The sequence below is a fragment of the Nostoc sp. ATCC 53789 genome (assembly GCF_009873495.1).
GTDB lineage: Bacteria > Cyanobacteriota > Cyanobacteriia > Cyanobacteriales > Nostocaceae > Nostoc > Nostoc muscorum_A.
The window spans coordinates 6,051,368-6,073,469 of sequence record NZ_CP046703.1; the positions used below are offsets into that span (position 1 = coordinate 6,051,368).

21 protein-coding genes are annotated in these 22,102 nt (G+C 42.5%); 16 read left to right on the forward strand and 5 right to left on the reverse strand.

All coding sequences use genetic code 11. The features are described from left to right. Positions 1-98: 98 nt before the first annotated feature. Positions 99-239 (reverse strand): hypothetical protein, encoded by a 141-nt coding sequence (locus GJB62_RS25065; protein ID WP_159402569.1) that lies wholly within the window; start codon positions 237-239, stop codon positions 99-101. An 863-nt stretch (positions 240-1,102) separates the two neighbouring features. Between GJB62_RS25065 and rtcA the strand changes: the two genes are divergently transcribed. The 7 genes from rtcA (at position 1,103) to GJB62_RS25100 (ending at position 9,775) form a co-directional block, all read left to right on the forward strand. After that, positions 1,103-2,149, forward strand: a complete 1,047-nt coding sequence (rtcA, locus tag GJB62_RS25070; protein ID WP_114083876.1) for an RNA 3'-terminal phosphate cyclase — start codon at positions 1,103-1,105, stop codon at positions 2,147-2,149. Between the two features lie 174 nt (positions 2,150-2,323). Then, positions 2,324-2,794, forward strand: coding sequence for a toll/interleukin-1 receptor domain-containing protein (locus tag GJB62_RS25075; RefSeq protein ID WP_114083875.1), 471 nt, complete (start codon positions 2,324-2,326; stop codon positions 2,792-2,794). Between the two features lie 175 nt (positions 2,795-2,969). Beyond that, a complete protein-coding gene (locus GJB62_RS25080) occupies positions 2,970-3,989 on the forward strand; it encodes a toll/interleukin-1 receptor domain-containing protein (protein WP_245245999.1) in 1,020 nt (339 codons plus the stop codon). A gap of 167 nt (positions 3,990-4,156) precedes the next feature. Next, positions 4,157-4,201, forward strand: a complete 45-nt coding sequence (locus GJB62_RS37620) for a hypothetical protein (protein WP_245246197.1) — start codon at positions 4,157-4,159, stop codon at positions 4,199-4,201. A 190-nt stretch (positions 4,202-4,391) separates the two neighbouring features. Next, complete coding sequence (locus GJB62_RS25090; RefSeq protein ID WP_114083873.1) at positions 4,392-5,546, forward strand: NAD-dependent epimerase/dehydratase family protein; 1,155 nt, start codon at positions 4,392-4,394, stop codon at positions 5,544-5,546. A gap of 334 nt (positions 5,547-5,880) precedes the next feature. Beyond that, positions 5,881-7,011 carry a glycosyltransferase family 1 protein gene (locus GJB62_RS25095; protein ID WP_114083872.1) on the forward strand — a complete coding sequence of 377 codons (1,131 nt, stop codon included), beginning with the start codon at positions 5,881-5,883 and terminating at the stop codon, positions 7,009-7,011. A gap of 184 nt (positions 7,012-7,195) precedes the next feature. Further along, positions 7,196-9,775 carry a GAF domain-containing protein gene (locus GJB62_RS25100; RefSeq protein ID WP_114083871.1) on the forward strand — a complete coding sequence of 860 codons (2,580 nt, stop codon included), beginning with the start codon at positions 7,196-7,198 and terminating at the stop codon, positions 9,773-9,775. Positions 9,776-9,921: 146 nt separating this feature from the next. On the opposite strand, the gene GJB62_RS25105 is transcribed toward GJB62_RS25100, so the two are convergent. Further along, positions 9,922-10,197 (reverse strand): hypothetical protein, encoded by a 276-nt coding sequence (locus GJB62_RS25105; RefSeq protein ID WP_114083870.1) that lies wholly within the window; start codon positions 10,195-10,197, stop codon positions 9,922-9,924. A gap of 700 nt (positions 10,198-10,897) precedes the next feature. Here GJB62_RS25105 and purC point away from each other — a divergent pair. The 7 genes from purC to GJB62_RS25140 all read left to right on the forward strand — a co-directional run bounded on the left by purC (position 10,898) and on the right by GJB62_RS25140 (position 19,799). After that, positions 10,898-11,635, forward strand: a complete 738-nt coding sequence (gene purC / locus GJB62_RS25110; protein ID WP_114083869.1) for a phosphoribosylaminoimidazolesuccinocarboxamide synthase — start codon at positions 10,898-10,900, stop codon at positions 11,633-11,635. A 176-nt stretch (positions 11,636-11,811) separates the two neighbouring features. Beyond that, a complete protein-coding gene (locus GJB62_RS25115; RefSeq protein ID WP_114083868.1) occupies positions 11,812-14,307 on the forward strand; it encodes a BamA/TamA family outer membrane protein in 2,496 nt (831 codons plus the stop codon). Positions 14,308-14,504: 197 nt separating this feature from the next. Then, entirely contained in the window at positions 14,505-15,353 is an 849-nt protein-coding gene (gene lpxC / locus GJB62_RS25120) for a UDP-3-O-acyl-N-acetylglucosamine deacetylase (RefSeq protein ID WP_114083867.1), read from the forward strand. A 91-nt stretch (positions 15,354-15,444) separates the two neighbouring features. Continuing rightward, a complete protein-coding gene (fabZ, locus tag GJB62_RS25125; protein ID WP_114083866.1) occupies positions 15,445-15,975 on the forward strand; it encodes a 3-hydroxyacyl-ACP dehydratase FabZ in 531 nt (176 codons plus the stop codon). Between the two features lie 306 nt (positions 15,976-16,281). Continuing rightward, a complete protein-coding gene (gene lpxA, locus GJB62_RS25130) occupies positions 16,282-17,097 on the forward strand; it encodes an acyl-ACP--UDP-N-acetylglucosamine O-acyltransferase (protein ID WP_114083880.1) in 816 nt (271 codons plus the stop codon). 144 nt (positions 17,098-17,241) lie between these two features. Next, the gene (gene lpxB / locus GJB62_RS25135) at positions 17,242-18,450 is read left to right on the forward strand and encodes a lipid-A-disaccharide synthase (RefSeq protein ID WP_114083865.1); all 1,209 of its coding nucleotides are present in this window, start codon (positions 17,242-17,244) and stop codon (positions 18,448-18,450) included. An 83-nt stretch (positions 18,451-18,533) separates the two neighbouring features. Further along, positions 18,534-19,799: a DNA cytosine methyltransferase gene (locus GJB62_RS25140; protein WP_114083864.1), complete on the forward strand. Its 1,266-nt coding sequence runs from the start codon at positions 18,534-18,536 to the stop codon at positions 19,797-19,799. A 31-nt stretch (positions 19,800-19,830) separates the two neighbouring features. Here GJB62_RS25140 and GJB62_RS25145 read toward each other — a convergent pair whose 3' ends face one another. The 3 genes from GJB62_RS25145 to GJB62_RS25155 form a co-directional block, all read right to left on the reverse strand. Continuing rightward, a complete protein-coding gene (locus GJB62_RS25145) occupies positions 19,831-20,796 on the reverse strand; it encodes an aldo/keto reductase (protein ID WP_114083863.1) in 966 nt (321 codons plus the stop codon). A gap of 146 nt (positions 20,797-20,942) precedes the next feature. Beyond that, entirely contained in the window at positions 20,943-21,170 is a 228-nt protein-coding gene (locus tag GJB62_RS25150; protein WP_114083862.1) for a type II toxin-antitoxin system HicA family toxin, read from the reverse strand. Beyond that, a complete protein-coding gene (locus GJB62_RS25155) occupies positions 21,163-21,378 on the reverse strand; it encodes a type II toxin-antitoxin system HicB family antitoxin (RefSeq protein WP_114083861.1) in 216 nt (71 codons plus the stop codon). The genes GJB62_RS25150 and GJB62_RS25155 overlap by 8 nt, the downstream gene beginning before the upstream one ends. A gap of 107 nt (positions 21,379-21,485) precedes the next feature. Between GJB62_RS25155 and GJB62_RS25160 the strand changes: the two genes are divergently transcribed. Both GJB62_RS25160 and GJB62_RS25165 read left to right on the forward strand, forming a co-directional pair. Continuing rightward, the gene (locus GJB62_RS25160; protein WP_114083860.1) at positions 21,486-21,752 is read left to right on the forward strand and encodes a prevent-host-death family protein; all 267 of its coding nucleotides are present in this window, start codon (positions 21,486-21,488) and stop codon (positions 21,750-21,752) included. Beyond that, complete coding sequence (locus GJB62_RS25165; protein WP_114083859.1) at positions 21,749-22,066, forward strand: type II toxin-antitoxin system RelE/ParE family toxin; 318 nt, start codon at positions 21,749-21,751, stop codon at positions 22,064-22,066. The genes GJB62_RS25160 and GJB62_RS25165 overlap by 4 nt, the downstream gene beginning before the upstream one ends. Positions 22,067-22,102: the final 36 nt, after the last annotated feature.

The window sequence follows — 22,102 nt, forward strand, 5'->3', positions numbered from 1 at the left end:
AATCTATCTAGACTTTTCAGGACAGTCACAGTTGTTCGATCGCAACTGGAAATCGCGTCGATTATAGAAACGCTGTTGTAAAACTGAAATTTTTTCTGTTAACCGTTAATGGTTAAATCGGGGATGTAGATACCGTTGATTATTAGTGTTTTATTAAGAGGAATCGGACGATTAGCACATGAATGCGTGGCACAAAGACTGAGATATTTACTATCTTCTTTGAGCTTGTTATTAGACATTCTGTAACTGCTAGAGTTGGATTCGGATTGAATCGTATCTTCATCTATAGCAGCTGCGATCGCTGCTCTTTATGAGCTAGCTTTACTTATCTGCTATATTCAATACAACGATCATAAATTGGCATAATAATTCCTCTAAACTTTATCCGTTGTCTGAGGTCAGGAGGTTGCTAAATGGGTATGGTAAAATGTACCCCTGGCTGATAACTGGGGACTTAAAGTTATAGTGATCAAAGTTGAATTGGTTGAAACTTTAGTGAGTTTAACCCTTAACTTAAGGGGACTAATGTAACAACTGAGCCGAACCTGTTCTAAGCGGTGTAACTCAATCCTTGTGAACTTGTTTAAACTTAACCTTTACAAATAGTACTTGGTATCAGTAAATGTCCTGAACATAGTAAGTTTTTTTACAACAAATTCAAAAAAACTATGGAGATGGAATGGTGAAGTCCTGTTAATTTGCAGTGATATGGGAATGAAAAGTGCTTTGTGCGAGGATATGATGAAGTTTGTCTAAATATTCGGCAGGCTACGCTTACACCAAAGAACGATTATCTAGTAAATAGGGTAAATCTTTGTTGTTGCGATCGCACATGAGGGAAGAGGGTTTTTCTAAATCGCCAAAATATTAACTAAACTTGCTTATTATTTATAGCGATGATGCCTTTTCTACCGCCTTCACTGCCCGAATATAGTCCTGATCGCAGTTTCTACTGTTGATAAGTCAAATTACTTGGGTACGATTGATTCATAGTTCTCGTAACGCTGTCATACTTTAAGTATTTTTTCTTCTGAGAAGATACCGTTAATGTGGACTCGTTTACTTTTCGGATAACCCAAAATTCAACATCTCCAAATCGCCCATGATTGAAATTGACGGTTCCTACGGAGAGGGAGGCGGACAAGTTCTTCGCACTTCCTTAAGTCTAGCCGCCATTACTGGTGAACCCATACGGATTGCAGGCATTCGCGCTGGACGCAAAAAGCCAGGATTAGCAGCACAACACTTAACAGCCGTTCGGGCTGCGGGTAGAATTTGTAATGCCCAACTACGGGGTGATGCTTTGGGTTCAATGTTGCTGGAATTCATTCCAGGTAGTGCTGTGCAAGCTGGAATTTACACCTTTGATGTGAGTAAAGCACAAGAAGGTGGTTCTGCGGGTGCGATCGCTCTTGTTTTACAGACAATTCTCTTACCTTTAGCACTAGCAACGGGTAATTCTCAGGTAACGCTAAAGGGTGGAACTCATGTAAACTTTAGCCCGACTGTAACCTACATTGAGCAAGTTTATCTGCCAATACTGCAACGTATGGGAGTAGAAGCCCAAGTTAAGTTAGGCGCTTGGGGGTGGTTTCCTCAAGGTGGGGGAGAAATAGAGTTACAGGTAATTGGTGGTACTCAACTCGGCGGGATCAACTTGCTGGAAAGGGGAGAGTTACAACAGGTGCGAGGAATAGCAGCAGTAACGGAACTACCTTCTCATATTCCGCAACGGATGGCGAATCGTGCGGAGAATTTGTTACGGGAAGCGCATTTGAAAGTTCGTGTACAGACTTTACGAGAAAAAGGTGTGGCACCTGGAGCAGGTATTTTTTTAACTGCTGAGTATCAAAACAGCTTGACTGGCTTTGGTGGATTCGGGCGTTTGCGGTTGTCGGCAGAGACAGTTGCAGAGATTGCTTGTCAGCAACTGCTTGAATTTCATCATACTGGTGCAGCAGTGGATGAACATTTAGCAGATCAGTTATTATTGCCGGCTACTTTAGCGTCACAAGAAAGTCAGTACCGGGTAGCTGAGGTAAGTAGACATTTGACTACGAATGCCGCAGTGATTGAACAGTTTGGACTGGCGCAAATTACAGTAAATGAAGCTGAGAAGATAGTATCTGTAAAGAGTTTGACTAGTTGAAAGCAGTGCTATTACTCTAGTATTGCTTTATGGTAGAGTATTATAAATTACTATTCTGTAAATTAAAATCATCTTGTGATTCCTTCTGTCTTCAACTAAAAACTGCAAGATTAAGTCAACAACTTTAATAAAGATTTAAAACTTATTTAAAAAAATCAAGTCATAAACAAACTTATGCCTGTGCAACCTCATCAAGCTATTGAAGTGTTTTATTCTTATGCTCATGAAGATGAAAAACTGCGCGACAAGCTAGAAAATCACCTCACTCTTTTAAGGCGGCAAGGAGTGATTACAGGATGGCATGATCGCAAAATTGGAGCAGGAAAAGAATGGCATAGTGAGATAGACACTCACTTAGATTCATCTCAGATAATTTTGCTGCTTATAAGTGCAAATTTTATAGCTTCAGATTATTGCTGGGATGTTGAAGTAAAACGGGCAATGGAAAGGCATGAAGCCAAAGAAGCTACAGTTATCCCTATAATTCTTGACTCTGTTGATTGGGAGAGCGCACCGTTTGGAAGGATTCAAGCCCTGCCCAAAGATGCTAAACCTGTTAAAAAATGGCGAAATCATAATGATGCTTTTTTAAGTGTTGCTCAAGGTATCCGAATAGCAATAAAAGACTTGATTGAAAATTCGTAGCAATTAACTGCGTAAACTTCATAATTATGACTGAATAACGGATGAAAGAATTAAGCAAAAATGCTATGAAATAAAAGTAATAATTCATTCATATTAATAGGTGTTGATGTCAATGTCGGCTAGTAAGCTTGTCAAAGTTTTTTATTGCTGTTCAAAATCTGTTAAAGATGAACAAATGCGGCAAAAACTAGAGGAACACCTTAGCATTTTGAGGCGTGAAGGTGTGATTACTAGTTGGCACAGGAGCATGATCAGCCCAGGCAAGGAATGGGAAAGTGAAATTGATAAACATTTAAAGACATCAGATATAATTTTGGTGTTAATTAGTTCAGAATTTACTGCTTCTGATTATCATTGGGACGTTTTGGCGAAGCAAGCTATGGAACAGCATAAGGCTGGAACATCTCGCGTTGTTGCTATTCTGCTCCGTCCAGTTGATGATTATTGGAAGGTCGCATTCCCCAACATCAAAGTTTTGCCCCAAGATGGAATACCTATAATCAAACGAAATCCCCAGGATACAGCTTTTAAAAATGTTGCCATAGGTATTAGAGAAGTAGCTGAGGAACTTACTGATTCCACTTACTTCATTAAAAAAGTTCTGCGTTGGCTCCAGGTAATTGTGATACTTGTTGGAAACGCTGCTGTAAGCGTTTTTATATATGTGGGAACAGTGAGTTTTTCTTATTTGTTTAGATCATCTAGGTCTCGTCGCCGAAATAGAGTCAGCACAATCCCTGTGAGACTAGTTATTTTCTTTGTATTAGGTGGTACATTTATAAGCTTCATTTATCAAAAGCTTAATACATTAGAGATTCCTTTATTAGCACCTAAACCAATTGTAAACTCAACAAAATCAGTAAATACTACTGGCTGGATATGGATAGGTATGGTTAATAAGACCTCAGGTAGTTTATTTGTTGGAAAAAAACTAGTTCTTCAACCATCAGATCCTAAACAATTTCCTCGTATTGAGCCTCCTATCATTCCATCACCAGGAACAATTGTAACTGTTAAATATGAAGTTAATCTAATGAAGGAAAAATCTTTGTCTGGAAAAAAAATCGTTAAACTGAAAAAAGGAGAAAAGCTAGTTATCTTGAAAGTAGAGCGTTTCTCAAAGGTAGCAAAAAATTCGCCTTACATTAAATTGAAAGCGCAAGTTCGGAAATGTAACTCAATTTGTAATAAATAGTTCTAAGGTAGGTGTAATTTATCTCAGCACTAACACTTTACCCATAAACTTATTAGTGACAAATATAAAATTGGAATCAAACCATGATTGATGAGCAAGGTACCTTAAAAGCTGTGGCAAGCCTTTAAGGTACCTTTAAGGTATTAGATGTAGACGGCAACGGAGCAATCTCAACCGACGAAGTGGGGGAGGTAATGCGATCGCTAGGATAAAATCCCACGAAAACGGGGTTGCGTGACTTGATCAAAGAAATTGACGTGGATTTGTATCGATAATTTGGTGTAGAGACGTTATGTTACAACATCTCTACAGTTCCCTAAATCTACATCTCTCCCAGAATGATGATTGAGAGGGTACAGAAACCTGGTAGATTTAGCTATCAGCGAGTAAAAACTGGTGAAGATGAAAGTCCTGGTTATTGGTGGTGATGGATATTGCGGTTGGGCAACTGCTCTTTACCTTTCCAATCGAGGTTATGAAGTTGGAATTTTAGATAGTTTGGTGCGGCGGCACTGGGATAATGAACTAGGTGTCGAAACTCTCACTCCGATCGCACTAACTCAACAACGTCTCCAGCGCTGGCAAGATTTGACGGGTAAATCGATCGACTTGTTCATCGGCGATATTACAAATTACGAATTTCTCAGCAAAACCTTACATCAATTTCAGCCAAATGCCCTAGTGCATTTTGGTGAACAGCGTTCGGCCCCATTTTCCATGATTGACCGAGAACACGCAGTTCTCACCCAAGTCAATAATGTAGTTGGTACGTTGAACTTGTTGTACGCCATGCGGGAAGATTTCCCGGACTGTCATTTGGTGAAGCTGGGAACGATGGGTGAATACGGTACACCCAACATCGACATCGAAGAAGGGTATATCACCATTGAACACAATGGACGCAAGGATACCCTACCTTATCCCAAGCAGCCTGGTTCGATGTACCATTTAAGCAAAGTTCATGATAGTCATAACATCCACTTTGCTTGCCGGATATGGGGATTGCGAGCAACTGATTTAAATCAGGGTGTAGTTTATGGTGTCTTAACCGAAGAAACGGGGATGGACGAACTATTGATTAATCGCCTAGATTACGATGGTGTGTTTGGTACAGCACTAAACCGCTTTTGTATTCAAGCAGCAATTGGACATCCCTTAACTGTCTACGGTAAAGGTGGACAAACTCGTGGGTTTTTGGATATTCGGGATACAGTACGATGTGTGGAATTAGCGATCGCTAACCCCGCACAACCTGGTGAATTCCGCGTATTTAACCAATTTACCGAACAATTTAGCGTCGGTGACTTGGCATTGATGGTGAAAAATGCTGGTAACGCTATGGGGTTGAAGGTAGAAATCAATCACTTAGATAACCCCAGAGTTGAGAAAGAAGAACATTACTTCAACGCTAAAAACACTAAATTGCTTGATTTAGGTTTACAGCCTCACTTGCTCTCTGATTCTCTACTCGATTCTCTGTTAAACTTTGCTATTAAGTATCAGAAACGAGTCGATCACAAGCAAATTATGCCCAAAGTCTCTTGGCACAGAAATTAGGTAAACCCCAGTAAATCGTGGGTCTAAAATTGGTCGTCATGTCTTAGCACAATATGGCGACCAATCAATTATTATTTATCAGGCGCATCATCCAGCTATTAAGCTGTTATATATTTAAATTGCATAAACTGGGCGCTTATGTTGCCCACGCCACAAGAGTTATGTTTAATTCGATTATGCGAATTAGATTCTTTATAGCTTACTAAATTTTCCGTTTAGCACAGTTATTATGACTGTGCAAAATTGATTGCAGCACACGAGACAGTTTATTCTGTGTTTAATCGCAAAATGCACTCTGAAGCTGAGATTATCTGCCTGTACTGAATAGTTTTTTATGAGAATTGCCCTATTTACTGAAACCTTTTTACCCAAGGTTGACGGCATTGTAACACGCTTGCGCCATACTGTTGACCATCTACAGCGTAGTGGTAATCAAGTGCTGGTGATTGCCCCTGATGGAGGCATCACTGAACACAAAGGCGCTAAAGTTTACGGTATTACTGGCTTTCCTCTGCCATTGTATCCAGAATTGAAAATGGCACTTCCCCGCCCAGCCATTGGGTACGCTTTAGAAGAGTTTCAGCCAGATGTGATTCATGTTGTAAATCCAGCCGTTTTGGGTTTAGCTGGCATATTCTACAGCAAAATCCTCAAAATACCCTTAATAGCCTCTTACCATACCCATTTACCTCAATATCTTCAACATTACGGCTTGGGGATGCTAGAAGGTTTTCTTTGGGAACTGCTCAAAGGCGCTCATAATCAAGCAGCTTTGAATCTGTGTACCTCCACAGCAATGGTGGAGGAACTGACAGGACATGGGATTGAACGTGTAGATTTATGGCAGCGTGGGGTGGATACGGAATTATTTCACCCCGATTTAGCTAATGTAGAGATGCGATCGCGTTTATCCCAAAATCATCCAGAAAGTCCATTGCTACTTTACGTTGGGCGGCTTTCTGCTGAAAAAGAAATTGAGCGCATCAAACCAATTTTAGAAGCAATTCCCGAAGCGCGGTTAGCATTGGTTGGAGATGGTCCACACCGTCAAGCACTGGAAAAACACTTTGCTGGCACAAATACTTATTTTGTTGGATATCTTATGGGACAAGAATTAGGTTCTGCCTTTGCGAGTGCTGATGCCTTTATCTTCCCTTCCCGTACAGAAACACTAGGCTTAGTACTACTAGAAGCGATGGCTGCTGGCTGTCCCGTGGTAGCAGCCCGTTCCGGGGGAATTCCTGATATTGTGACAGATGGGGTAAATGGATATCTTTTTGAGCCAACAGAAGATGTTAAAGGAGCGATCGCTGCTACTGTTCGTCTCTTAGAACAAAAAGAACAACGAGACATCATCCGTCAAAATGCTCGCCAGGAAGCAGAAAGTTGGGGTTGGGCAGCTGCAACCAATCAGCTACAAGATTACTACCAGAAGATAATATTTTCTGAGCAGTTGGCAAAATAAGAGGTAGGGAGTGGGGAGATGAGGGAGCAGGGGAGGCAGGGAAAGAAGAATTAATAACCATGCCCTATGCCCAAAATCTAAAATCTAAAATTCCCATGACCGAAACAGACTCATAATACAAGCCCATTTCTTTATGGGGATTATTAATTTTGAATTTTGAATTTTTAATTCGGAGCGAAGCGACGTGACACTCCCCAACCCTGGCAGCGTCTTGGCTACATTAACTGAACTGACTCAAGTTAATCGGACTCACGCCTTATTGCGTCGCGTAAAAGATTTATCTGTTAATGAATTTGTTTGCCTACTCGACTTCATAACTGCGGAGTTCCAGCAATTTCTTAGAGCTATTGAACTAATCAATAATGAAGCTCTAGAAACAATGTTAGAGAAGGTACTAGAAGCTATCACACTTAAAATAGGTCAAATTCTGCAAGCGGAACACACAGCCATTTTTTTAGTTGACCATGACAAAGGTCAACTCTGGTCAAAAGTTCCTCAAGATAATACCCAAAAATTCTTAGAAATTCGTACTCCTATGACTGTGGGTATCCCCGGTCATGTTGCCAGTACAGGTCAATATTTAAATATATCTGAAACTTATACTCATCCTTTATTTAGCCCAGAACTCGAAAAACAAATGGGCTACAAAATCCATAATATTTTATGTATGCCTGTTATCAGCAGCAAAAACCAGATTGTTGCGGTAGTTCAACTGGCTAATAAAACCGGGAATGTTCCATTTACTCATGATGATGAAGAACGTTTTCGAGACTTTGCCGCTTCTATTGGTATCATTCTGGAAAGCTGCCAATCTTTTTATGTAGCCGCTCGGAATCAACGAGGCGCAACGGCTTTGTTACGCGCAACTCAGACATTGGGGCAAAGTCTGGATTTAGAAGCAACTTTGCAAATAGTCATGGAACAAGCTCGAATTTTAATGCAAGCAGACCGCAGCACGCTGTTTTTATATCGTAAAGAGATGAGCGAACTCTGGACAAAAGTTGCGGCGGCGGCAGATGGCACAAACTTGCTAGAAATTCGTATTCCCGCTAACCGAGGCATTGCTGGCTATGTGGCTTCTACTGGTCAAGCCTTAAATATTTCCGATGCCTACAAAGACCCCCGCTTTGACCCAAGTACAGATAGAAAAACTGGTTATGTGACTCGCAATATTCTATGTTTACCAGTATTTAATTCTGCAAATGAATTAATTGGCGTAACCCAATTAATTAATAAGCAACAAAACAGTTTTACTGCTTCTGATGAAGAGTTTATGCGGGCTTTTAATATTCAGGCGGGAATTGCCTTAGAAAATGCTCGTCTGTTTGAAAATGTATTGTTAGAAAAACAGTATCAAAAAGACATTTTGCAAAGTCTGTCAGATGCAGTGATTTCTACAGATATGGCAGGTCGAATTGTCACAATTAATGATGCAGCTCTGGAGTTATTGGGTTGTCCCGTAAAAAACACCAATACCAAAATTAACAAGCTTTTGTGGGAACAAAATTTGATTGGTCGCTTAGTTTGGGAAGTTGTGCCGATTGAAAATCTCCAAATGCGACTCGAAGATAGTTTAAAAACTGGAGCTAAACATTATGTGCCAGAGCAAACTTTGATGGTGGGAATTTCTCTAGTTAAGAATGCTGTTAGCGGTAGCGGGACGTTTAGCGCTCAGTACTCAATTTTAGCATTGTGCGATCGCACTAACCCCAATGTATTCATTCCCTGGAATCTCCCCCTCACACCCGAATCTGAGTTTTTTAGCCCTGATGAGGTGCAAACATTAGAACGCAGTACAAATCTCACTGTCAATCCCCTAACTAACCCAGAAGGCGGCGTTCGGGGTGGTTTGGTGGTGTTGGAAGACATCAGCCAGGAAAAACGGATGAAAACTACCATGTCTCGCTACCTAACGCCTCATGTAGCCGAACAAGTCATGGCTCTGGGAGAAGATGCTTTAATGGTGGGTGAGCGTAAGGACGTAACCATCTTGTTTTCTGATATCCGAGGCTACACAACACTTACAGAAAATATCGGTGCAGCTGAAGTATTATCCTTGCTCAATCAGTATTTTGAAACGATGGTGGAGGCGGTTTTTAACTACGAAGGCACGCTCGATAAATTTATTGGTGATGCGTTAATGGCGGTATTTGGTGCGCCGCTACCTCTGACAGAAAATCATGCTTGGAGGGCTGTGCAGTCAGCGTTAGATATGCGACAACGCTTAGAGGAATTTAACCAGCGACGAATTATCCAGGCGCAGCCACAAATTCGTATTGGCATTGGCATTAGTTCTGGAGAAGTGGTTTCGGGTAATATTGGTTCCCGTAAACGGATGGATTACACCGTAATTGGAGACAGCGTAAATTTGAGTTCGCGCTTGGAAGCGGTAACTAAAGAATACGGGTGTGATATTATTTTAAGCGAATTTACTTACCAGATGTGCAGCGATCGCATTTGGGTGCGCCAGTTAGATAAAATCCGAGTCAAAGGGAAACACCAAGCAGTTAATATCTACGAGTTAATTGGCGATCGCAACACCCCTCTAGATGCCAACACCCAAGAGTTTTTGTATCATTATCATACTGGACGCGCTGCTTATTTATCGCGCGACTTCTCACAAGCGATCGCTTGTTTTAAAGCCGCCAAATACATCCAACCCAAAGACCAAGGTGTTGATATCCACCTAGAACGTGCGCGTAATTATTTACAAAATCCGCCCCCAGAGTCATGGGATGGTATTTGGACAATGCTTACTAAATAGTTATGGGGCATTGGGAATTGGGCATTGGGCATGGTGCATGGGTTATTAATTCTTCTCCCCCTGCTCCCTGTCCCCTTGTCCCCTTGTCCCCTTGTCCCCTTGTCCCCTTGTCCCCTTGTCCCCTTGCCCCCTTGCTCTCCGCCTCCTCAACCTTCAACCTCACCCTGGTCATCCTGAAAGGGGTCTTCACCAATTCGCAGTTCTTTCTTTGAGTGTTTCAACTGTTTCCATAGATCCCTTATTTGTTTGTAAGCTTCACCTGGAGGCAGCTTTCCACCTGTTTCTAAGTTGCAAATGTAGCTTACGCGTTGGGCAAATTCCTGTAGATTCGCATTAAAAACCAGGTTTTCTGGCTTTACCTGACCGTAGTAGCGACCACGAGGGTAGAGAAAATCATCCTTATTCACTATTTTGTTCTCCATTTATTAATTCACCTTCTATTTGAATGTCTGAAGCGAAATCACTAGCTACCTTAATCTTTATTACTTTCTTCAGACTGGGGAAAAGCAAACCATCCAACTCTTTTTCCAATTGGTTATGCAGGAATTAGTTGATTCAGATTATGAGACTAGAGGATAAAGCTTGAAATGCTTTTGTTGTAAATGTTACAGAAAAAATGTCTGTTAAAGTAACTGCTGCTAAAGTAACTAGAGAGAATATTTGATTTTCCTCCCGGTCATCAATTGATCTCATCTTAATTTATGAAGTTCAAATTGTAATTAACTTCAGTCCAAACCCTGAATTAAAAACTATTAAAACATATAAGTATATCTCACTAAAGCAGTTTTGCAAGAATAGTTACTTTTTAAACAGTAATACTACTGACAAGAGGATACTAGAACCAGAGTCACTTGTCCTCTGTTAAAAGTTAGAGATTCAATTGTTAATATTTAGCAACTGGCTAATGAGGGCATTGAGTATTGAAAAGATACAGAGGGGCGGAGTGCTGCTCTTGCTGAGGGCAAAATTCTCCCTTGTTTACCTCATACTTTTCTGCTCAATTCTCCGCATCCTTACATCCTCTTCAAAAATCACCGATGGCTAATAGTTAATAACTAAAGATAAAATGGTTAAGCCCGAAAGGACAAAAATCGTCCATCGCCTAGAACTTTAACTGCCACCATGTCTGTGAATTCCAAGTTATACGAAGGCAAAGCAAAAATTCTCTATACAACGGACGATCCGGAAGTCTTGTTGGCTGATTTTAAGGACGATGCCACGGCGTTTAACGCCCAAAAACGTGGCAGTATCCAAGGAAAGGGAAAAATAAATTGTAGCATTTCCAGCCAGCTTTTTAAACAGTTAGAGGCTTATGGTATAAAGACTCACTTTATCGACAGCCCTACCCCGAATCAGATGCTGGTGAAGGCAGTAAAAATTTTACCCTTAGAAGTAGTTATCAGAAATATTGCAGCTGGCAGTCTGTGTCAACAAACAGGCTTGCCAGTGGGTACAATTCTGAAACAGCCTTTGGTTGAGTTTTATTACAAAAACGATCACTTAGGAGATCCTTTGCTCACACGCGATCGCCTTTACCTGCTAGAACTAGCTACTGCGGAACAAGTAGATGCAATTACACATCTAGCATTGCAAATCAATGAATTTCTCAATAAATTTTGGCAGCAATGCGGCATTACCCTAGTAGACTTCAAGCTAGAGTTTGGTTTGGACTCACAACAGCAGTTGCTCTTGGCAGACGAAATTAGCCCTGACACCTGCCGTTTGTGGGATACCACAGAAGAGGACTCAAATCGCCGGGTAATGGACAAAGACCGCTTTCGCCGAGACTTAGGAAATGTAGAGGATGCTTACCAGGAGGTTTTACAAAGAGTGCTAAAAGCAGTAGAAACTACAACTTAAACAGGTAAAAACCAAAAGGTCAGAAGGAATTATATTTAACTTTTGCCTTTTGCCTTTTGCCTTGTAAAGTAAAAAAGCAAAAGAAAAAAATTATATTTTGAATTTTACCTTTGGCATGAGGGCATTATTGCCTTGTGATCGTGTGTGTGTGGTCGTGAAGAGGAATCATAAGTAAAATGCGTTTATCTCCCGTATTGCTGGCAGCAATAGCAATTACAGTCCCTTTGGGCGGCTCATTGAGTGCAAAAGCAGAAACTGCCAAAACTTCAAAACAGACAACAGAAGTTTTGACACTAGAAACAAATCAGCAGCCAGAAAAGGACACTAGTCAGCTTGACTCTAGTAAAAATCTCAAATCTCGATCTAATCTCACAGGGATTATAGAGGCACAGAAATCTCGGATTGTCGCAGTTTACCCTGCTAATCCGACACCAGGGGTAATAGTGCCAACCTCCACAACGCCAAAAACTGCACAACAAACCCCTCAAATCAATCCCAGCCCAACTCAACAGCCCTCTCCAGCCCCAGACATCCCACCGCCAGAAATTCAACAACCAACGCCTTCCCCAACTCCTGAGACGACTCCAGTCCCAGAGAACGTTAATCCACCGACAACAGAACCTTTATTACCTACAACTCCAGAACCATCTACCGCTCCAGACGTTCCATTTCCAGATGGTCAACAACGAACACCTGCTCCAAGACCAGGTGCTACACCCAGTCCGCAGAATGTTAACCCGCCGACAACTCCAGAAAGTACTCAACCCAACACAGTCCCGGAAGCCAATGACCCCCGCGTACTGGTGTCGGAAGTACTCATTAGATCCCAGTCTGGGCAACTATCACCAGAACTGGAAGAACAAGTTTACAGAGTAATTCGTACCCAACCAGGACGAACAACAACTCGCAGCCAACTGCAAGAAGATATTAACGCCATCTTTGGTACTGGCTTCTTCTCCAACGTCCAAGCATCGCCAGAAGATACCCCCTTGGGAGTGCGGGTGAGCTTTGTTGTACAGCCTAACCCCGTCCTGAGCAAAGTAGAAGTGCAAGCCAATCCTGGCACTGGTGTTCCCTCTGTACTCCCACCTACTACTGTGGATGAAGTATTTAAGGAGCAGTATGGCAAAATCCTCAACTTGCGTGACTTGCAAGAAGGCATCAAGCAGTTAAACAAGCGGTATCAAGACCAAGGTTATGTGCTAGCCAACGTCATTGGAGCGCCCCAAGTCTCTGAAAACGGAGTTGTTACCTTACAAGTAGCAGAAGGTGTAGTAGAGAATATTAGAGTCCGGTTCCGCAATAAAGATGGTCAAGAGACAGACGAGAAGGGACAACCAATTCGCGGACGGACACAAGATTACATCATTACCCGAGAATTGGAGTTGAAGCCAGGGCAAACATTCAACCGCAACACGGTGCAAAAAGACCTACAGCGCGTGTATGGACTAGGGCTTTTTGAAGATGTGAATGTCTCCTTAGACCCTGGTACTGACCCCAGCAAGGTGGATGTAGTCGTGAATGTAGCGGAGCGCAGTAGTGGTTCTATTGCGGCTGGGGCAGGGATTAGTTCTGCTAGCGGACTTTTTGGAACAGTTAGCTATCAACAGCAAAACCTGAACGGTAGAAACCAAAAACTGGGCGCAGAAGTGCAGGTGGGAGAACGGGAACTGTTATTTGACGTGCGATATACAGACCCTTGGATTGCGGGAGATCCTTACCGGACTTCCTACACAACCAATCTTTTTCGCCGCAGTTCCATTTCATTGATTTTTGATGGCAAAGATGAAGATATTAGGACTTTTGACCCAAATAATCCCAGTAATACAGATTCTCAGGATCGCCCCCGCATTCTCCGTCTAGGTGGCGGTGTCACCTTTACCCGTCCTCTTTCCAGCAATCCTTACAAAACTTCCGTTTGGACTGCCTCAGCAGGTTTACAGTATCAACGAGTTTCCGCCCGTGATGCCGATGGCAATCTCAGAAAAACAGGAGCGGTATTCAATGATAATGGAGTTCCTCTGGACGAGAATGGAAACCCCACCGCCACTGGTCAACCACTAGAAATTCCACTTACCTTGTCTCCGGGAGGTGAAGACGATTTACTACTGCTGCAACTGGGGGCACAGCGCGATCTCCGTAATAACCCATTGCAACCCACTAGCGGTTCTTATCTTCGCTTCGGGGTAGATCAGTCGGTTCCTATCGGACTAGGAAACATTCTTCTCACCAGATTGCGGGGTAGCTACAGCCAATATTTACCCATTAAGCTGATTAACCTTACCAAGGGGGCGCAAACCTTAGCATTTAACCTGCAAGCAGGAACTATCCTTGGTGACTTGCCCCCCTACGAAGCCTTTACTCTTGGGGGTAGCAACTCCGTCCGGGGTTACGAAGAAGGAGCATTAGGTAGTGGACGCTCTTACGTGCAAGCATCAGTTGAATATCGGTTCCCAGTTTTTTCAGTAGTCAGTGGCGCACTATTTTTTGATCTCGGCAGCGATTTGGGAACCAGTACCAGAGCGGCTGAAGTATTGAACAAAAATGGTAGTGGCTACGGTTATGGTCTTGGCGTTCGCGTCCAGTCTCCACTGGGGCCAATTCGTATTGACTACGGTGTCAACGATGACGGAGATAGTCGGATTAATTTCGGTATTGGCGAAAGGTTTTAGTTTGTCATTGGTCATTGGTCATTAGTGAATCACAAAGGACAAAGGACAAAGGACAAATGACAATTAGCTTGCTAATTTTGACATTTACCTCAATACTGTTCCGATAAAGGGATTAATGACTTTTTTAGGGGAATATCAGGGACTTTACCAAAACAGACGATGAACAATACTAAACAAAATATATTGACTTTTCGGCTATGCAACAGCACACTCTAGCAGCCGAAATCACCCAAGTAGGGGTGGGATTGCATAGCGGTGTGAATACCCAGGTGCGGATACTACCAGCAGAAACGGGAAGTGGACGCTACTTTGTGCGGGTGGATTTACCGGATTTGCCGATTATTCCAGCCCAAGTTGCAGCAGTTAGTCACACTGTTCTCTCAACTCAGTTGGGGAAGGGTGAGGTATATGTTCGCACAGTAGAACATTTGTTGGCAGCACTTTCGGGTATGGGTGTGGATAATGCCCGGATTGAAATTGATGGGCCAGAAGTCCCGCTTTTGGATGGTTCCGCAAGTGTGTGGGCAGCCAATATTTCCCAAGTGGGCCTAGTATCACAACCCGTTAACAACCAATTTCCGTTGACTGTTACAGAACCAATATGGGTCTATCAAGGGGATGCCTTTGTATGTGCCCTCCCAGCACCAGAAACTCGTTTTAGTTACGGTATTGATTTTGACCTGCCCGCCATTGGTAATCAATGGTATAGTTGGTCACTAACCACTGAACTAGAAAAAGCTTCTGCTAGCTTTGCTGCCGAAATTGCTCCTGCCCGTACTTTTGGGTTACTGCATCAAATTGAACACTTACAAAAAACTGGGTTAATTAAAGGTGGTAGTTTGGATAATGCACTTGTTTGCGGGCCAGAAGGGTGGCTAAATCCCCCCTTGAGATTTGCAAATGAACCAGTCCGTCATAAAATCTTGGATTTAGTCGGAGATTTGAGTTTATTAGGAGCTTTTCCTCAAGCTCATTTCTTAGCGTACAAAGCCAGCCATAATTTACACATTCAACTGGCTCAGAAGATTTTGGATTTTAGATTTTGAATTTGCTCTAAAGCTTAAAATTCAGGATTATTAAGGTTTCGATCTACGCTTGCCTGCTAGACTTTCAGATGAAAAATTAACTATAGGGCCAATGTCAATCCTCACTGAAGTGAATACTATCGATCCAACTACATCTACATCTACCGAACTACAGGGTATAAATGAGACTGCGATCGCCTCTGAAATAAAAACAACTTTCACATCTGAAGAAATTCAAAAATTATTACCCCACCGCTACCCATTTTTACTTGTAGATAAAATAATTGACTACGTTCCAGGTAAAAAAGCTGTTGGCGTTAAAAATGTTACTATCAACGAAAACTATTTCCAAGGACATTTCCCCGGCCGTCCACTGATGCCAGGGGTGCTAATTGTCGAAGCAATGGCACAAGTTGGGGGCATTGTTCTCACTCAAATGTCTCCGGTAGAAGGCGGGCTATTCGTCTTCGCTGGTATCGATAAAGTTCGCTTTCGCCGCCAGGTCGTACCGGGGGATCAACTAGTCATGACAGTGGAACTGTTATGGGTAAAACAACGTCGTTTCGGTAAGATGCAAGGTCGTGCCGAAGTTGACGGTCAACTTGCTTGTGAAGGGGAATTAATGTTTTCTCTAGTCAACTAAAAGTTTGCTTTCGTGGTGTGGGCATAGCCGTGAAATGCCCTTACTGAATCCTACAAAAGGATAACAGTAAAAAAAAATCCACAACAGCATCTGATAATTTCTTGATTTTCGATGCCCTCTCTACGAGATGCTACTCGAACACACTTAACTTGCTTTGCCCGACACTTTCGTTCACTGAAATACTTCACGCTCTACCAGTCGCCTTGATGGGGCGGTAGTTTGTATAAATCTCTTAACCAGATTAACACGCTGCCTTAGAAACCCTATTTGGCGCTGACTTATCAAGACAGTTCTGGAGATTCACCCTTGAAAACGCTAATTCATCCAACTGCTGTAATTCATCCGAAATCGGAACTCCACCATACAGTGCAAGTCGGTGCCTATGCTGTGATTGGAGCGCATGTCAAAGTGGGCCCTGAAACAATAATCGGCGCTCATGCTGTGTTAGAGGGGCCTTGTGAGATTGGGGCGCAAAATCAGATTTTTACAGGTGCAGCCATCGGTATGGAACCCCAGGATCTCAAGTTTGTGGGAGAACCAACTTGGGTCAAAATTGGTGATAACAACTTAATTCGTGAGTACGTTACTATTAACCGCGCTACTGGTGCTGGTGAAGCAACAGTAATTGGTGATGGTAACTTGCTGATGGCTTATGTCCATGTGGCCCATAACTGCGTAATTGAAGACCAGGTAGTGATTGCCAACTCTGTAGCGTTGGCGGGTCATGTGCATATTGAATCACGCGCCAGGCTGAGTGGGGTTTTAGGTGTCCATCAATTTGTGCGTATTGGTAGACACGCAATGGTGGGAGGTATGGCACGTATTGACCGAGATGTAGCCCCATATATGCTAGTAGAGGGAAATCCGGCGCGAGTGCGAACCCTCAACCTTGTGGGACTCAAACGGTCTGGTATGGACTCAGCAGATTTGCTTGCGCTGAAAAAAGCCTTCCGCATTCTTTACCGTTCTGATTTGTCCTTTAAAGATGCCTTGGAAAAACTGGAACTTTTAGGGGATAGCGAACAATTACAACATCTGCGTCGCTTCCTGCTACTTTCTCAGATGCCAGGTAGACGTGGCTTGATTCCCGGTAAAGGGAAAAAAAGCACGAGTGATGAATAATCGTGAATTATGAGTTAGGAGAGACGCGATTAATCGCGTCTCTACAGGAGTTATCAATTGATGAATTAAATTTTTAACTCCGCATTCCTAAATATTCACTACTAACTATTTATTCCTAAGTTTTTACTAATTACCAATTATCAAATGCGGATTTTTATCAGCACTGGCGAAGTATCTGGCGATTTACAAGGGTCGCTGCTAATTACAGCGCTGAAGCGTCAAGCTATGGCGATTGGGTTGAAATTAGAGATTGTGGCGCTGGGTGGCGAAAAAATGGTGGAGGCTGGGGCAATCTTATTGGGCAATACTAGTAGTATCGGCTCAATGGGTATTCTAGAAGGGTTGCCTTATGTTTTACCGACTCTCCAGGTACAACGTCAGGCGATCGCTTCTCTAAAACAAAATCCACCTGATTTAGTAGTGCTGATCGATTATATGACTCCCAATCTGGAAATTGGGACTTATATGAAACAGCAGTTACCAGATGTGCCTGTGGTGTATTATATTGCTCCCCAAGAGTGGGCTTGGTCATTAAGTTTACGTAGAACTAACCGAATTGTTGGTTTTACAGATAAGCTGTTGGCAATCTTCCCACAAGAAGCCCATTACTTTCGTGAGAAAGGGGCAAAAGTTACTTGGGTAGGGCATCCTTTGATTGACCGAATGCAAGACGCTCCCAGTCGCCAAGCAGCGCGTGCAACACTGGGGATTGCGCCAGAACAAATTGCGATCGCACTTCTCCCCGCCTCTCGCCGCCAAGAATTAAAATATCTTTTACCAGTAATTTTTCAAGCCGCCCAAACTATTCAAGCTAAATTACCCGAAGTTCATTTCTGGATTCCCCTATCTTTGGAAGTCTATAGACAGCCAATTGAGGAGGCTATTAGGCGTTACGGTTTACGGGCGACAGTTCTATCAGGTCAACAAATGGAAGTTTTTGCTGCGGCTGATTTAGCCATTAGTAAATCTGGTACTGTCAATTTAGAACTTGCTCTGTTAAATGTGCCCCAAGTTGTAGTTTACCGCCTCAGTCGCCTGACTGCTTGGATAGCTCGTAAAATCCTCAAAGGTTCTATCGCCTTTGCATCGCCACCAAATTTAGTTGTGATGAAGCCGATTGTGCCAGAATTTTTACAAGAGCAAGCCACAGCAGAGAATATTATCCAATCCGCGATGGAACTACTACTCAATCCCAGTCGCAGGGAGCAAACTTTGCTAGATTATGAAGAAATGCGGCAAAGTTTAGGAGAAGTTGGAGTGTGCGATCGCGCTGCTCAAGAGATTTTGCAAATGGTGGCGGGGAGTAGGGGACAAGAGGACAAGGGGACAATGGGACAAGGGGACAAGAGGTGAGAACTTGAAACAAGTCTTTCCCCTTGTCCCCAAGTCCTCTTCCCAATGCCCAATGCCCAATGCCCAATCTTTTTAGAGGTGTCATGGCTTATGAGATGAGAAAACAAAGAGCGATCGCAGTTGATTTGTTCGCTGGCGCAGGTGGTATGACTCTTGGCTTTGAACAAGCTGGTTTTGACGTGCTAGCGTCTGTAGAAATCGACCCTATCCACTGTGCAACACATGAGTTTAACTTTCCTTATTGCTCAGTGTTATGTCAAAGTGTTGTGGATACAACCGGTGAAGAAATTAGGAGTCGGTCTAAAATTGGCGATCGCGAAATTGATGTGGTAATTTGTGGCTCACCATGTCAAGGATTTTCTCTAATTGGTAAACGGGTTGTTGATGATCCGCGAAATTCTTTAGTGTTTCACTTTCATCGCCTAGTTTTTGAGCTAAAACCGAAATTCTTTGTAATGGAAAATGTTCGAGGGATAACGGTTGGTGAACATAAACAAATCCTTCAAACATTAATTAGTGAGTTTAAAATTTACGGTTATAAAGTAGAAGAAAATTACCAAATTCTCAATGCTGCAAATTACGGAGTACCACAGTCACGTGAGAGATTGTTTCTTATAGGTGCAAGGGAGGATGTAGAATTACCGAAATATCCTCAGCCGATTACAAAACCAGCATTACCAAATAATTTAACTTCTAAAAAAATATCTGATATCCCCTTGAGTCCTACAGTCTGGGATGCAATTAAAGATTTACCTGAAATAGAAAAATATCCTGAGTTAGTAATAAGAGATTGGGTTGTTGGAGAATACGAAAAGCCTAGTAACTATGCTCGTATACTTCGCGGTCTTAAATGCCTAAAAAATGATTATTCTTATAAACGTGAATATGATTTGCGAATCCTTTCTTCAAGTATAAGAACAAAACATTCTGCGGAAACTGTTCAACGTTTTCAGGAAACTGAACAAGGTGAAAGAGAAAAAATTAGTCGTTTTCATAAGCTACATCCTGGTGGTGTCTGCAATACTTTAAGAGCCGGAACAGATAAGTATAGGGGTTCTTTCACATCTCCTAGACCGATTCATCCATTTACGCCTCGTTGCATTACAGTCAGAGAAGCGGCGAGATTACATTCTTACCCCGATTGGTTTAGATTTCATGTAACCAAATGGCACGGATTTCGGCAAGTTGGTAACTCTGTACCACCGCTCCTAGCCAAAGCTGTAGCGAGTGAAATTATTCGTAGTTTGAATATTTCGCCTTTTAAGCCGAGGTTGCGATACAAGTTGGGAGACGAGAAGCTACTACAGTTTAAGATGTCGCAAGCGGAACAATATTATCAGCGTGAGTAATAATACACTTTGTAATATGTGCAAGGTTCGGCTAAGTCCAAGTACGGAAAAATGTACTATCTTCCCAGACATTAGCCGCCGCCAGTGCGATCGCAGTCAATTCTTCCTTTTTGAGAGGCACAAAAGCCCGCGCTATCTTGACATTGCTCTCTAATTGTGAAATAGTTTCTGCCGCAATTACACAACAATGTACTCCAGGCTGAGACATTGTGTAACCTAAAGCTTGCTCCATACCTGTCAATCCACCTGGTTTAAATAGTCGACCATAAGCTGGGACTTTCATCGCAATCACACCGACATTTTTTTCTTGAGCAACTGGTAGAACCACCGGGATAAATGGATGTGGGTGGTGTTTGTCGGCGGCATTCACAGGTATGAGTGTAGTGTGGAAAGGATAGCGGCGTAAGCCTTCGGCAATAACTTGAGGATCGTGATGTCCGGTAATACCTGCGAAGCGTACCAGTTTTTGTTGTATGGCTTCTTCTAAAGCTTTAATTGCGCCAGATGGACTAAAAATGGTGTCGAGTTCTTCGGAAAAAGAAACGTGATGCAACTGCCACAAATCGAGATAATCTGTATTGAGACGTTTTAGCGATCGCTCCAATTCTCGCCATGCACCATCCCGATCTCTTTGATCAGTCTTGCTTGCTAAAAATATCTTTGAGCGATGGGGTGGTAGCACTTTGCCTAAATAATCTTCACTCGGCCCATAACTAGCCGCCGTATCAAAGTAGCGAATGCCAAGTTCTAGCGCTCTTTGAATAATTGCTGTAGCATCATCCTCTTTTCCTTCCCAGGATAGCGGCGTTTGGCCTGCTCCTCCTAACCCGAAGATCGGGAGTTTTATTTCCGTGCGTCCCAACATCCGTTCTGGCATAGTTGCTGGCGGTGTGGCGGTGTTAGTAGTATTTTGCCCAAAAGCATTAGTTGCCACAATACCTCCAGTTACAGCAATGCTGGTAATTAGGAAATTACGCCGCGTTTTTCCTTCTGTCATGATTGGCTTCGGGGCGAAATTACTTTTACTATAAAATTTTAGCTAGGGGGGATTAACTGGATATCCTTCTAAAGCATAGATCCATCACATTTTATCAGGATAGGTAAAAATCAGAACGATGCCTACGGCGGGCTACGCCTACGCGCTCACAAATTGTCTATAAACTCTTCAGGTGTGACTTTTGCTTGCTTAAGAACACCACTGAGTGTACCAACTTTTAACTCGCGGTGGACTGGTACAACACAAACAATTTCCCCGTCGAGAGTTGCTTTTTTAAGTACAATATGACTACCAGTTTGTCTCGTTTGAATAAATCCTAAGCGCTCTAATGCACGAATTGCCTCATTGCCTGATATTCTTGGCAATCTAGGCATAACTGACTTCTATACTTGTTACAAATCTGGGACTAGCATCAGTGTCGAGTAAAGGACATTCTTCTAAGAATAGCCTTGTAGCTTCTTTAAGATTAGCAAGAGCTTCTTCAATTGTTTCCCCTTGGTCAACTGTGCCGACTTCAGGACATTCAGCAACATACATATCTTCTTCTTTGTGAACAATGGCAGTTAATGTTTTGGTCTTCATGGGGTTTAGTTTTGATAGGGATAGTTGAGCTATCGCACTGCTTTTTTTAGTTTAACGCTGAGTTGCGATCGCTATACTAGAAGCATCAATCTCATCTATTAACTGTAATGACGATCAAAGAATTGCTATTACAAGAAATTGACAACACTCCAAGTGAACTGCTAGAGGATCTACTTGAATTTTTGAAATCACTCAAAACAGCCCCAAACCAGCCCCTAGCCACATACAGAGAACTCTTAGAACGCATTGATTACTTAGAAACAATAGTAGGTATTCGTAAAGGACTAGATGAGTTTGAGCAGGGTGAAGGAATTCCTGCCGAGCAAGCTTTGGCAACCCTACAACACAAATTTGGCATTCCGCCTCGCCCATGAGTTACCAAGTTCTTATTCAACCCACCGCTTTTCAAGAAATCGAAATGTCCTATCGTTGGATGTGCGACAATCTGGGTGCTGAAGTAGCGAACAACTGGTATTACGAACTTCAAGACGCTATCGCTTCGCTTCAAGAATTTCCTAATCGCTGTAGCATAGCGCCAGAAGTAGCAGTAATTGGTCGTGAAATTCGGCAACTTTGGGTTGGAAAACGAAGAAAATATCGAGTTTTGTTTGTTGTTAAAGAAGAAATTGTCGCAATTCTTCATGTTCGCCACAGTCGCCAATCCTATTTAGGTGAAGAATCTGAGTAATTTTTGTGAGCGTTAATTAGCTTACTGTAGGTATCG

Excerpts from the sequence above, each read along its gene's own strand:
- GJB62_RS25105 (WP_114083870.1), bottom strand. The coding sequence starts at position 10,197 with ATGGAGAACAAAATAGTGAATAAGGATGATTTTCTCTACCCTCGTGGT.
- GJB62_RS25165 (WP_114083859.1), top strand. The coding sequence starts at position 21,749 with ATGAGTTACCAAGTTCTTATTCAACCCACCGCTTTTCAAGAAATCGAA.
- GJB62_RS25095 (WP_114083872.1), top strand. The coding sequence starts at position 5,881 with ATGAGAATTGCCCTATTTACTGAAACCTTTTTACCCAAGGTTGACGGC.
- fabZ (WP_114083866.1), top strand. The coding sequence starts at position 15,445 with ATGTCAATCCTCACTGAAGTGAATACTATCGATCCAACTACATCTACA.
- lpxB (WP_114083865.1), top strand. The coding sequence starts at position 17,242 with ATGCGGATTTTTATCAGCACTGGCGAAGTATCTGGCGATTTACAAGGG.
- GJB62_RS25115 (WP_114083868.1), top strand. The coding sequence starts at position 11,812 with ATGCGTTTATCTCCCGTATTGCTGGCAGCAATAGCAATTACAGTCCCT.
- GJB62_RS25065 (WP_159402569.1), bottom strand. The coding sequence starts at position 239 with ATGTCTAATAACAAGCTCAAAGAAGATAGTAAATATCTCAGTCTTTGT.
- GJB62_RS25090 (WP_114083873.1), top strand. The coding sequence starts at position 4,392 with ATGAAAGTCCTGGTTATTGGTGGTGATGGATATTGCGGTTGGGCAACT.
- GJB62_RS25140 (WP_114083864.1), top strand. The coding sequence starts at position 18,534 with ATGGCTTATGAGATGAGAAAACAAAGAGCGATCGCAGTTGATTTGTTC.
- purC (WP_114083869.1), top strand. The coding sequence starts at position 10,898 with ATGTCTGTGAATTCCAAGTTATACGAAGGCAAAGCAAAAATTCTCTAT.
- GJB62_RS25075 (WP_114083875.1), top strand. The coding sequence starts at position 2,324 with ATGCCTGTGCAACCTCATCAAGCTATTGAAGTGTTTTATTCTTATGCT.
- GJB62_RS25080 (WP_245245999.1), top strand. The coding sequence starts at position 2,970 with ATGCGGCAAAAACTAGAGGAACACCTTAGCATTTTGAGGCGTGAAGGT.
- lpxC (WP_114083867.1), top strand. The coding sequence starts at position 14,505 with ATGCAACAGCACACTCTAGCAGCCGAAATCACCCAAGTAGGGGTGGGA.
- GJB62_RS25145 (WP_114083863.1), bottom strand. The coding sequence starts at position 20,796 with ATGACAGAAGGAAAAACGCGGCGTAATTTCCTAATTACCAGCATTGCT.
- GJB62_RS25160 (WP_114083860.1), top strand. The coding sequence starts at position 21,486 with ATGACGATCAAAGAATTGCTATTACAAGAAATTGACAACACTCCAAGT.
- rtcA (WP_114083876.1), top strand. The coding sequence starts at position 1,103 with ATGATTGAAATTGACGGTTCCTACGGAGAGGGAGGCGGACAAGTTCTT.
- GJB62_RS25150 (WP_114083862.1), bottom strand. The coding sequence starts at position 21,170 with ATGCCTAGATTGCCAAGAATATCAGGCAATGAGGCAATTCGTGCATTA.
- GJB62_RS25155 (WP_114083861.1), bottom strand. The coding sequence starts at position 21,378 with ATGAAGACCAAAACATTAACTGCCATTGTTCACAAAGAAGAAGATATG.